Annotated in this window: 10 protein-coding genes, 1 other RNA gene and 1 pseudogene; 3 read left to right on the top strand and 9 right to left on the bottom strand. The window is 70.3% G+C overall.

Annotated features, from left to right (window positions below; all coding sequences use genetic code 11):
• From ACFTZL_RS32220 to ACFTZL_RS32205, 4 genes and pseudogenes are all read right to left on the bottom strand, one after another.
• Nucleotides 1-654 (bottom strand): annotated as a pseudogene (locus tag ACFTZL_RS32220) (hypothetical protein); the annotation flags it as partial.
• 218 nt (nt 655-872) lie between these two features.
• Nucleotides 873-1,838: a LysR family transcriptional regulator gene (locus tag ACFTZL_RS32215; protein WP_382589904.1), complete on the bottom strand. Its 966-nt coding sequence runs from the start codon at nt 1,836-1,838 to the stop codon at nt 873-875.
• Nucleotides 1,839-1,897: 59 nt separating this feature from the next.
• A complete protein-coding gene (locus ACFTZL_RS32210; RefSeq protein WP_382589901.1) occupies nt 1,898-2,743 on the bottom strand; it encodes a hypothetical protein in 846 nt (281 codons plus the stop codon).
• 12 nt (nt 2,744-2,755) lie between these two features.
• Complete coding sequence (locus tag ACFTZL_RS32205; RefSeq protein WP_382589898.1) at nt 2,756-3,001, bottom strand: hypothetical protein; 246 nt, start codon at nt 2,999-3,001, stop codon at nt 2,756-2,758.
• 211 nt (nt 3,002-3,212) lie between these two features.
• Here ACFTZL_RS32205 and ACFTZL_RS32200 point away from each other — a divergent pair, with 211 nt between their 5' ends.
• The gene (locus ACFTZL_RS32200; protein ID WP_382589895.1) at nt 3,213-4,415 is read left to right on the top strand and encodes an MFS transporter; all 1,203 of its coding nucleotides are present in this window, start codon (nt 3,213-3,215) and stop codon (nt 4,413-4,415) included.
• A gap of 77 nt (nt 4,416-4,492) precedes the next feature.
• A complete protein-coding gene (gene yicI / locus ACFTZL_RS32195; RefSeq protein ID WP_382589892.1) occupies nt 4,493-6,709 on the top strand; it encodes an alpha-xylosidase in 2,217 nt (738 codons plus the stop codon).
• A 57-nt stretch (nt 6,710-6,766) separates the two neighbouring features.
• On the opposite strand, the gene ssrA is transcribed toward yicI, so the two are convergent.
• The 5 genes from ssrA to ftsE all read right to left on the bottom strand — a co-directional run bounded on the left by ssrA (nt 6,767) and on the right by ftsE (nt 10,723).
• Nucleotides 6,767-7,155, bottom strand: a transfer-messenger RNA (tmRNA) gene (gene ssrA / locus ACFTZL_RS32190).
• 143 nt (nt 7,156-7,298) lie between these two features.
• The gene (gene smpB, locus ACFTZL_RS32185) at nt 7,299-7,820 is read right to left on the bottom strand and encodes an SsrA-binding protein SmpB (RefSeq protein WP_215121058.1); all 522 of its coding nucleotides are present in this window, start codon (nt 7,818-7,820) and stop codon (nt 7,299-7,301) included.
• A gap of 18 nt (nt 7,821-7,838) precedes the next feature.
• Nucleotides 7,839-9,008, bottom strand: a complete 1,170-nt coding sequence (locus ACFTZL_RS32180) for a S41 family peptidase (protein ID WP_382589889.1) — start codon at nt 9,006-9,008, stop codon at nt 7,839-7,841.
• Nucleotides 9,009-9,076: 68 nt separating this feature from the next.
• Complete coding sequence (gene ftsX / locus ACFTZL_RS32175; RefSeq protein WP_382589886.1) at nt 9,077-9,994, bottom strand: permease-like cell division protein FtsX; 918 nt, start codon at nt 9,992-9,994, stop codon at nt 9,077-9,079.
• 39 nt (nt 9,995-10,033) lie between these two features.
• The gene (gene ftsE / locus ACFTZL_RS32170; RefSeq protein WP_382499997.1) at nt 10,034-10,723 is read right to left on the bottom strand and encodes a cell division ATP-binding protein FtsE; all 690 of its coding nucleotides are present in this window, start codon (nt 10,721-10,723) and stop codon (nt 10,034-10,036) included.
• Nucleotides 10,724-10,961: 238 nt separating this feature from the next.
• Between ftsE and ACFTZL_RS32165 the strand changes: the two genes are divergently transcribed.
• Nucleotides 10,962-11,153, top strand: coding sequence for a hypothetical protein (locus ACFTZL_RS32165; protein WP_382589884.1), 192 nt, complete (start codon nt 10,962-10,964; stop codon nt 11,151-11,153).
• Nucleotides 11,154-11,183: the final 30 nt, after the last annotated feature.

Below are 11,183 nucleotides of genomic sequence, written 5' to 3'. Positions count from 1 at the left end.
CTCCTCGGTCGCCGGCGCACTGCCCGGGGCGGTGGCGCCGGTGCCGTCGGTCGGTGCCGACCGCTCGGGCAGCGGCGGGGAGTCGACCTGCCCGGCCGGCGGGGCGTCCTTCTGGCCCGGTACCGGCAGCCAGGGCGCCTGGGAGTTGCCCGACATCAGTGTGGCGACGATGACGACGGCGTAGACCCCGCAGGCCAGCGCGACGGCCATGCCGATCCGGCGGAAGCGGCGGCTGCGGCGGCCGGACTCGTCGACGAAGACGGGCGAGTCGGCGGCGGCTTCGGAGCCCGCGCCGGGGCCTTCCTTGACCTGCCGGAGGAACCCGTCCCCGAGCTGGACGGCGTCGAGCTGGACGGTGACCTCGTGCGGGTCGTGGCTGTGCCCGGCCGGGTCCTCGGTGTCCCCGGCGCAGTCGCGGCCGTGCCCGGACGGGACGGCTTCCCCGGGCTCCTGCCAGGGGTCGCGGACGGTGGTCCGGGCCCCGGGATCCGGGACGAACGAGTCGGCCTCGCCGTCGCTCTGCCGGGGGATGCCGCGCAGTATCTCCGTCCCGGCGGGCAGCCGGTGGCCGGTCCCCTGGAGGTCGCTCCCGGCGAAGAGCTGTGTGGCTCTGCGGTCCCGGACTCTGCCGTCCGTGGGGAGTTCACCGGTCACCGCCGCGGCCTCGGGCCACTCTGGTTGGGCGTCTTCTCGCCAATTTTTCACGCGCACGCACTTCCCCCCACGGGATGGTTCAGGTGCGCTGACGACCTGAGCACCCGTCGTCGGACCGGGCCCCCTCACCCGTCCGAGCGCCCCCCATTACCACACCGTGCTCAGGCGTTGAATGTAGCGCACGCGGAGGTTCCGTGTGGACCGCGTACCGAATCGTGTCAGTCGCGAGACGCCATGCGGACATCGTCCCCGGCCGGAATCCAGGCCCCGGCGGGCCTGTCCAGCCACCCCTCCTCCGCCGCGAGCCGGGCCGCCGCCCGTCGCAGCGCGTCGAACGCGGGGTGGGTCAGGCCCTTGCGCCACACCAGCGACACGGGAGACAGCGGAACGGGATCGACCAGGGGCCGCGACACCATCGACGGCAGGGCCGGAAACCCCACAACGGCCAGGACCGGGTGGCGGGTTCTGGCCATGATCCGCTGGAACTCCTCCTCGCCCACGGCCAGCGGTGCGGGGGGCGCGATCTCGATGCCCCGCCCCTCGAAGAGCTGCCGCGCGAGGCCGGTCCACTCCGGTGTGCGCGGATTGCCGGCCCCCGCGTAGACGGTCTCGCCGGCCAGCTCGGCGAGCGGCACCACCTCCAGCGCGGCCAGCGGGTGGTCCTCCGGCAGCACGACCGCCATCGGCTCGTAGCGCACGGGCTGCTGGTCGAGCCCGGCCCGCAGCGCCGGGTCCAGCCCGTCGAACCGTCCGAACGACGCGTCCAGCCGCCCGGCGAGCAACTCCCCGGCGGCTCCGGTCAGGCCGCTCTCGTACCGGGCCATCAGCTCGTGCCCGGGGGCGAGTTCCCGCGCCCGGTGCAGCACGCGGCGTGGTGTGACCAGGCCCGGGGAGTTGAGGTCCACCAGCAGGGGCCGGGCCTGGTCGAAGGCGGCGAGCAGCTCGTCCTGCGCCCGCAGCACGCGACGGGCGTAGGGCAGCAGCCGCTCTCCCTCGGGCGTGAGCGTCACCTGCCGGGTGGTCCGCACGAACAGCTCGGCGCCCAGCTCCCGCTCCAGCCGCCGCACATCCCGGCTGAGTGCCTGCTGCGCCACGTGCAGCCGCGCCGCGGCACGGGTGAAGTGCAGTTCCTCGGCGACGGTGACGAAGGCACGCAGCAGACGGGGGTCGGGGTGGGCGGGCATGCGGTGAACCTACAGCGGGGAGCGGCGCGGTGACGCCGCTCCCCGACAGCGCGGGGGGCTCAGGAGCCGGCGGCCCGCCCGGGAGCCTCGCCCTGCCCCGTCCCCTCGCCGGCGTCGGCGCCGGGCACGTCCCGCGGCCCGGACTGGCCCAGGCGGTGCCGGGGCACCGAGCGCAGGGGCGGGCGGGTCAGGGTGATCTGGCGGACGACCTGCTGGAAGCACGCCAGGGCCGCCACGCCCGGCAGGGCTGCCGCCGCGGTGCCGAGCACGGTCCTCGGCGCCTGAACGACACAGAGCAGTACGGCGACGCAGGAGAAGACCAGGACCACGCACCAGGAGTGCACGGCACGGCGCTGGTGGAGCGCGGCCCGCAGTACGGACAGGGAGGCCACCAGCCAGGGCCCGTACACCAGCAGGGGCCACCAGCTACCGAAGCTCTTCCCCTCGGGGGACACGCCGACCAGGCGCAGGGGGTCGTAGGCGACCATGCCTCCCAGGAGGCTCACCGCGGAGGCGATGACGGCCGCCAGGGCGGCGACGAAGAAGCTGGTGGTGCGGAGCAGGCCGGGTCTCTTGCGGGTGCGGACCTTGCGGTGGCGCCGGTGGAAGTCCCGCACGGGCGGCAGTTCCTCGGTGATGTCCTGGAGCCGCCTCATGTGGGCGCCCGAAGCGACCGGTGCCGAGACCGGTGCCGGGGCCGGTGGCGGCTCCGGGTCCGGGTCCGCCTCCGTCACCTCGTCACGAGGGGCGGGAACCCTCGCCGCCTGTTGCCCCAGGGCCTCCTCGAGGATGAACGCCAGTTCCTCGGCCGGATCCCAGGTCGGGTCCGGTGGTGTCAGAGGGGTGAAGAATTCCCGGGATGGAGCCCGGTGCCGGCCGCTGCCTTCGATTTTATTGTCATACATGGCGTGGCCCGACTATTCCGCAAGCGCGAATGCGGGCCATTCCGTCGCACTGATCCACCGTCGCGCAAGATCCTTTTCCAGCGCGCTCATGGCGTCGATGAAATCACGCAGAACCGGCTCGGTCACCTGCAGCGTGACCGGGCAACCGCCGTTGGTGAGCGTGCCGTTGACGGTGGCCGACGAGTGCGCCGGAGCGGGAATGTATGTGTACGGGCCGAGCGTTACCGCCCAACCATTGTTCCTGGTCGCCTCGGTCATGTACCGACTAACCGTCGGCCCTCTGCGGCGGATGCGCGGCAAACGAGTGAAGGATTTCCCGGTTGAGCATCTTTTCCATGCGTCAATAGAAGCATTAGGACTCTCCATATCTCTGTATGAAGAAATGCGGCGCGGTCCTACAACCCAGGTGCGTGAGTCCGTACGGAACAGGTGTTGGACCGCTTGATCACCGCCGGGCGACGGTGGGGGCATGCCGCACCTCACCCCGTACCGCCGCCTCTTCCGCCTGCCGGGCGCCCGCGCGTTCACCGCCGGGAACCTGATCGCCCGGCTGCCGATGGGCATGTTCAGCGTCAGCGCGGTCGTGATGATCGCCGGGACGCGGGGCTCGTACGCCCTGGCCGGTGCGGTCACGGCGACGGGGCTCGCGGCGACCGCGGCGGTCGCGCCGTGGACCGCGCGGCTCGTCGACCGGCACGGCCAGGCCCGGGTGGCCCTGCCCGCCACGGTGATCGCCGTCCTCGGTTCCCTCGCGCTGCTGCTGTGCGTGCGCCACGACGCCCCGGACTGGACCCTGTTCGCCTCCTACGCGGCCACCGCCACGACCCCCAACACCGGCGGCATGTCCCGGGCCCGCTGGGCACATCTGCTGGCCGGCGATCCGAAGGGCCTGCACACCGCCCACTCCTTCGAGCAGGCAGCGGACGAACTGTGCTTCATGCTGGGCCCGGTGCTCGCGGCCTTCCTGTGCGGGACGTTCTTCCCGGAGGCGGGCACGCTCGTCGGCGCGGTGCTGCTGCTGACGGGGATGCTCCTGTTCACGACCCGGCGTGCGACGGAGCCGCCGGTCCGCGAGCGCATACCCGCGAAGGCGCCGCTGCGCGCCCCCGGCATGCCCCCGCTGCTCGCGGTCTGTCTGGCGATGGGCGGGATCTTCGGCTCGACGGAGGTCGTCACACTCGCGTTCGCGGACACCCAGGGGCAGCAGTCGGCGGCCGGTGCCGTGCTCGCGCTCCAGGCGGCCGGTTCCTGCGCGGCGGGCCTGCTGTTCGGCGCCGCGAAGCCCACCGGGCCGGCCGCGGCACGTCTGCCGTGGTGCGTGGCCGCGATGGCGGCGCTGCTGACCCTGCCGCTGCTCGCGGCCGTCCTCACCGGCTCCCTGCTGTTCCTCGGGGGCGCCCTGCTGGTCGCCGGGATGGCGACGGCCCCGACGATGGTCACCACCATGACGCTGGTCCAGCAGCGCACCCCCGAGGGCCGGCTGAACGAGGGCATGACCCTAGCGGTGACCGGCCTGCTGGGCGGCATCGCCGGTGGCGGCGCACTCGGTGGCTGGACGGCGGAGCATGTGTCGGCGACGGCCGGATACGGCATCCCGGTGACGGCGGCAGCCCTGGCGTTGTCGCTGTTCGGGGCGTCGAATCGCTTCACCAATCGCCTCACAGCCCATTGACGCCCTCACGCGCCCCGCATACGTTCGACTGTCGAAGCGCTTCGACATTCTGCGCCGGGAAGTTAGGGACCCCCCACATGAAGTTCACCGACGGCTACTGGCTCCTGCGTGAGGGCGTCACCGCGGCGCACCCGGCCGAGGTCCTCGACGTCACCGAGTCGGACAACGCGCTGGAGTTCCACGCGCCGACCCGGCCCGTCCGCTCCCGCGGCGACCTGATGACGGGCCCCGTCCTGACACTCCGCGCCCACACCCCCATGCCCGACGTCATCGGCCTGACGATGACGCACTTCGCGGGCGGGCAGCCCCGCGGCCCGGAGTTCGAGCTCGCCGACTCCCGGCCGGCCGCGCGGATCGCGTACGACGACGAGCACACGACTCTGACCTCGGGCGAGCTGTCGGTCCGGGTGGCCCGCGGCGGCCCCTGGCACGTCGAGTTCGCCGCGCGCGGCCGCACGCTCACCAGCAGCGGCCACAAGAGCATGGGCATCATGCGGGACGCGACCGGCGCCCACCACCTGCGCGAACAACTGGTGCTCCAGGTCGGCACCGCCGTCTACGGCCTCGGTGAGCGCTTCGGCCCGCTGGTGAAGAACGGGCAGGTCGTCGACATCTGGCAGGCCGACGGCGGCACGTGCAGCGAACAGGCCTACAAGAACGTGCCCTTCTACCTCACGGACGCGGGCTACGGCGTCTTCGTCGACCACCCGGGCCAGGTGTCCTTCGAGGTCGCCTCGGAAGTCGTGTCCCGGGTGCAGTTCAGCGCGGAGACACAGGAGCTGACGTACTACGTCATCTACGGCCCGACCCCGAAGGAGATCCTGCGCAAGTACACGGCCCTGACCGGCCGCCCGGCGCTGCCGCCCGCCTGGTCGTTCGGCCTGTGGCTGTCGACGTCCTTCACCACCTCGTACGACGAGGAGACGGTGACCTCGTTCATCGAGGGCATGAAGGAGCGCGAGCTCCCTCTCTCCGTCTTCCACTTCGACTGCTTCTGGATGCGCGAGTTCCACTGGTGCGACTTCCAGTGGGATCCGCGGGTCTTCCCGGACCCGGAGGGCATGCTGGCCCGGCTCAAGGCCCGTGACCTGCGTGTCTGTGTCTGGATCAACCCGTACATCGCCCAGCGCTCCCCGCTGTTCGCCGAGGGCAGGGCACTCGGGCATCTGCTGAAGCGCCCGGACGGCAGCGTCTGGCAGTGGGACATGTGGCAGCCCGGCATGGCCCTGGTCGACTTCACCAGCGCGGCCGCCCGCGACTGGTACGCCGCCAAGCTGGAGGCGCTGCTCGCGCAGGGCGTCGACTGCTTCAAGACCGACTTCGGCGAACGCGTGCCGCTCGATGTGACCTGGTCCGACGGCTCCGACCCGGAGCGGATGCACAACTACTACACGTACCTCTACAACCGCACGGTCTTCGAGGTGCTGCGCAAGCACCGCGGCGAGGAGGAGGCCGTCCTCTTCGCCCGCTCGGCGACGACGGGCAGCCAGCAGTTCCCGGTGCACTGGGGCGGTGACTGCGAGGCGACGTACGAGTCGATGGCCGAGTCCCTGCGCGGCGGCCTGTCCCTCGGGCTGTCGGGCTTCGGCTTCTGGAGCCATGACATCGGCGGCTTCGAGGGCACGCCGGCACCGGCCCTGTTCAAGCGGTGGCTGGCCTTCGGCCTGCTCTCCTCGCACAGCCGGCTGCACGGCAGCTCGTCGTACCGCGTGCCCTGGCTGTTCGACGAGGAGTCGGTGGAGGTCACGCGCCACTTCACCCGGCTGAAGCTGCGGCTCATGCCCTATCTGTACGAGGCGGCCCGGACCGCCCACACCGAGGGCGTGCCGGTGATGCGGGCGATGGTGCTGGAGTTCCCGGACGACCCGGGGTGCGCGCACCTGGAACGGCAGTACATGCTCGGCCCGGACCTGCTGGTCGCGCCGGTGTTCAGCGACGAGGGCGACGTCACCTACTACGTCCCCGAGGGCACCTGGACCCACTTCCTCACCGGGCAGACGGTGACCGGCCCGCGCTGGGTGCGCGAGCGGCACGGGTTCCTGAGCGTGCCGCTGCTGGTCCGGCCCGGGGCCGTGATCCCGGTGGGCGCGGTGGACGACCGCCCGGACTACGACCATGCCGCCGGCGTGACCCTGCGGGCGTACGGCCTGCGGGACGGCGACCGGGTGACGGTGCCGGTCGGGGACGTGACCTTCACGGTCGTACGCGAAGGGGACAGCCTGCGGGCGACGTGCAGCGACCCGGCGACCCCTTGGACTCTCGCCGGCGCCGACGGCCACGATGTCCGGCCTTGACAACCATGACAAAGGCCCCGCCGCTCGGAAGCGGCGGGGCCTGTGCCCACATGGGATGAGTGGAGATGGCGGGAATCGAACCCGCGTCCAACGGTGCAAAAGGAGGGCTTCTCCGAGCGCAGTTCGCTTCGATTTTCTCGGCCCCGGTGATCTCGCGAACAAGTCTCCGACGGGCCCAGTCACTGTTTGATTTCCCACCGAACCCCGTGACCAGGCTCGATGGTTTAGTTCCCTAGATTATGCCAGGGTCCGGGTCGGGAACACCCCCGGGCTGACACCCATTAAGGGTCCTTCACTCACTGCTTATTAGGCAGCGAGGGCGAAGGACTGGGAATCGCTCTTGGAATTGGCGATTATTGGTTGCGACATATGGTTTACGAGATCATTGCCGCTTCCTCGGCTCGCTTCCCCTGCTTCGACATCCGCTGTCGAAACCGATCATCCCCATGTTGTTTTATCAATCCACGCCCCGGCTGTGCGGGGCAGTGCCCATCGTACGTGACCAACGCCCGAGGGGGCCAGCCAATTCCCGCGCGGCCCGCCAGGAGCCACGGGGAGCCGCCGGTCAGCCGCTCGGCGCGGCCGCCCGCTAGGCGCCGCGCTGGCGCCGCTTGGCGTCCGCGACCGCGCGGTTCGTCTCCCGCAGGTCCTGCTTCTCCTTGAGGGTCTGCCGCTTGTCGTACTCCTTCTTGCCCTTCGCGAGCGCGATCTCGACCTTGACCCGGCTGTCCTTGAAGTACAGGGCCAGCGGCACGATCGTGTGCCCCGTCTCCTGGGACTTGGACTCCAGCTTGTCGATCTCCGCCCGGTGCAGCAGCAGCTTGCGCTTGCGGGTGGCGGAGTGGTTGGTCCAGGTGCCCTGCACGTACTCGGGGACGTGGATGTTGTGCAGCCATGCCTCGCCGTGGTCGATGTGCACGAAGCCGTCCACCAGGGAGGCCCGGCCCATCCGCAACGACTTGACCTCGGTCCCCATCAGGACCAGGCCGCACTCGTACGTGTCGATGATGTGGTAGTCGTGCCGCGCCTTCTTGTTCTGCGCGACCATCTTCCGGGCGGGTGCCTTCTCGGCGGCCTTCGCGGCCTTGCGTTTTACCTTTTCCTTCGCCATAGTGCGGCCATTTTCGCACTACGAGGGGGGTCCGAGGCCAGTCAATACTGTCTCGGCCCGCCTCTCGGCACCGTCCTCGACCTCCAGGTCCGGTGTGATGCCCCGGCCGTCGACCGCCTGCCCCGAAGGCGTGCGGTAGTGGCCGACGGTCAGCTCGGCCACCGAGCCGTCGGGCAGCCGGCTCGGCATCTGGACCGAGCCCTTGCCGAAGGTGCGGGAGCCTACGACGAGGGCCCGTCCGCGGTCCTGAACAGCACCGGTGAGAAGCTCGGCCGCGCTCATCGTCCCGCCGTCGACGAGCGCGACCAGGGGTCTCGTCGTGTCGCCGCCGGGGTCGGCGTGCAGGGCGCGCTGCTCGCCGTCGACGTCGTACGTGGCGACCAGGCCGCCGTCGAGGAAGGCGGAGGCGGCGGTGACGGCCTCGGTGACCAGGCCGCCGGAGTTGGCGCGCAGGTCGAGGACGATGCCGGCGCCGCGCGGGGCCTGCCGGACGGCCGCGCGGATCCGGTCGCCGGAGCCCTTGGTGAAGGTGTCGACCCTGATGACGGTGACCGAGCCGGCGACTTCTCGGACGCTGACCGAGTCCGTGGTCAGCCGGGCCCGGCGCAGGGTCTCGCTCCACGCGCGCGTGCCGCGCTCCAGGCCGAGGCGGACGGTGGTGCCGGCGGTGGCTTCGGTGGCGTCCCCGCGCAGTAAGGAGATGACCTCGGTGACGGGCCGCCCGTCGGTCTTCTCGCCGTCGACGCTGCGCAGCAGGTCTCCGGGGCGGATCCCGGCGGTGGCCGCGGGCGAGCCGGAGCGCACCTTCGTCACCTCGATACGGCCGTCCCGCTCGCTGCGCGCCCACAGGCCGACGCCGGTGTACTGGCCGTCGAGGGACTCCTCGAACTCCTCGTACTCGCCCTGGGAGTAGACGGCGCCCCAGCGGTCCCCGCTGCGGCTGACCGCGCGCTTCGCGGCCTCCATCGGGGACTTGCCGTCGGCCATGGCCTCCTCGGCGGCCCTGGCGACATCGGCGTGGCGCCCGGCCGGGGTGGCCGAACGGGCCTCGTCCGGAGCGGACTTCCGGTCGGCCTGCGGAAGGGACCCGGTGGCCGCGCCGGCGACGAGCACGCTCGTGAAGAGCAAGGTCAGGGCGGCCCCGCGGCGGATGCGGCGGGGCTGACAGAACGGGTCACGACCTGACATGCCGGTGAGTCTAGGACAAGGGGAAGGGCCGTACGGCAGGTTGACCGCACGGCCCCTCTTGGCATGTGTCACACCTTCAAGTACTTGCGCAGCGCGAAGAACGCGGCCAACGCGGGCATCAGCAGGCTCGTGGCGAGGATGAGCGGCAGCTTGGTCAGGACCGCGTCCCAGCCGATGAAGTTGATCAGATTCAGCTTCTCGGACAGCGCCAGACCGTGGTCGATGATGAAGTATCTGGCGACCACCAGGAAGCCGCAGGCGACCGTGCCGCCGATGAGTCCGGCGACCGCGGCCTCCATGATGAACGGCGCCTGGATGTAGAAGCCCGAAGCGCCGACCAGGCGCATGATGCCGGTCTCGCGCCGCCGGCTGAACGCCGAGACGCGCACGGTGTTGACGATCAGCATCAGCGCGACGACGAGCATCAGCGCCATCACCGCCCGCGCCGCCCAGTTCATACCGTTGAGCAGTCCGAACAGATTGTCCAGAATGCCCTTTTGGTCCTGAACGGACTGCACGCCGTCCCGCCCATCGAAGGCGGTCGCGATGACCTGGTACTTCTGCGGGTCCTTCAGCTTGATGCGGTACGACTCCTGCATCTGGTCCGGCGTGAGGGAGCTGGCCAGCGGGGAGTCGCCGAACTGCTCCTTGTAGTGCTTGTACGCCTGGTCCTGCGACTCGTACGTGACCTTCTCGACCACGCCCATCTTGTCGAGGTCGGTGTTGATCTGCTTCTTCTGGTCATCGGTCACCGCGCCCTTGGCGCAGTTGGGGTCGGACTCGGCGTCGCTCTTGTTGCAGAGGAAGACCGAGACGTTGACCTTGTCGTACCAGTAGCCCTTCATGGTGTTGACCTGGTCGCTCATCAGGAGCGACCCGCCGAACAGGGCGAGTGACAGGGCGACGGAGACGATGACGGCGAAGGTCATCGTCAGGTTGCGGCGGAGACCGACGCCGATCTCCGACAGGACGAACTGGGCGCGCATGGCGACTGGTTATGCCTTTCCGTGATCTCGGGTGCGGTCTCAGTGCTGGTAGCCGTAGACACCGCGGGCCTGGTCGCGGACGAGGCGGCCCTGCTCCAGTTCGATGACGCGCTTGCGCATCTGGTCGACGATGTTCTGGTCGTGCGTGGCCATCACCACGGTCGTGCCCGTCCGGTTGATGCGGTCGAGCAGCTTCATGATGCCGACGGAGGTCTGCGGGTCGAGGTTGCCGGTGGGCTCGTCGGCGATGAGCAGTTTGGGCCGGTTGACGAAGGCCCGCGCGATGGCGACGCGCTGCTGCTCACCACCGGAGAGCTCGCCGGGCATCCGGTCGTCCTTGCCGCCGAGCCCGACGAGGTCGAGCACCTGCGGCACGGACTTGCGGATCTCACCGCGAGACTTGCCGATGACCTCCTGCGCGAAGGCGACGTTCTCGCCGACCGTCTTGTTCGGCAGCAGGCGGAAGTCCTGGAAGACCGTCCCGAGCTGGCGCCGCATCTGCGGCACCTTCCAGTTGGAGAGGCGTGCGAGGTCCTTGCCCAGGACGTGCACCTGCCCGTGACTGCACCGCTCCTCGCGGAGGACCAGCCGCAGGAAGGTGGACTTTCCGGAGCCCGAGGACCCCACGAGGAAGACGAACTCACCCTTGTCGACCTCCAGGGAGACATCCCTGAGGGCGGGGCGGGTCTGCTTGGGGTAGACCTTGGAGACGTTGTCGAATCGGATCACGGGTGCACCACGGGTCGCCGGGGGTAGATGAGCGTGACCATACGCGAACCGGGGAGGGCGGCGCAGTCACCGACTGTGGTTGCGCCATGGATGTTCCGTTTTGTGCCGACCACCCGAGGGGCGCACACCTTCGGAAGCGACCGCGCACCCCGCCGAGGAACCTGGCAAAGTGGAGAGGGGAACATTCTCCTCCCCGCACACGTTGGATACCTGGAACCGTCGCAAGGAGGGCGAGCGCATGACGTACGACCGGCTGGTGTGCGCGAACTGCGCGTCCCCCGTCAGTGAGGGTCGCTGCCCCGTCTGCCGCGCGAACCGTGAGCGCCTGCAGCAGGAGAGCTTCCTCGCGAATCTGAACCCGATGACACTGATCGCACTGCTGACGGTGCTGATCGCCGCGGTGGCACTGCTGGCGCACCAGACCGCGTAACACCGCGCACCACAGACACGGCCGAGGGCC

It is taken from the genome of Streptomyces sp. NPDC056948 (assembly GCF_042674225.1).
Classification (GTDB): domain Bacteria; phylum Actinomycetota; class Actinomycetes; order Streptomycetales; family Streptomycetaceae; genus Streptomyces; species Streptomyces purpurascens.
This window is presented reverse-complemented; position numbering and strand designations above follow the sequence as displayed.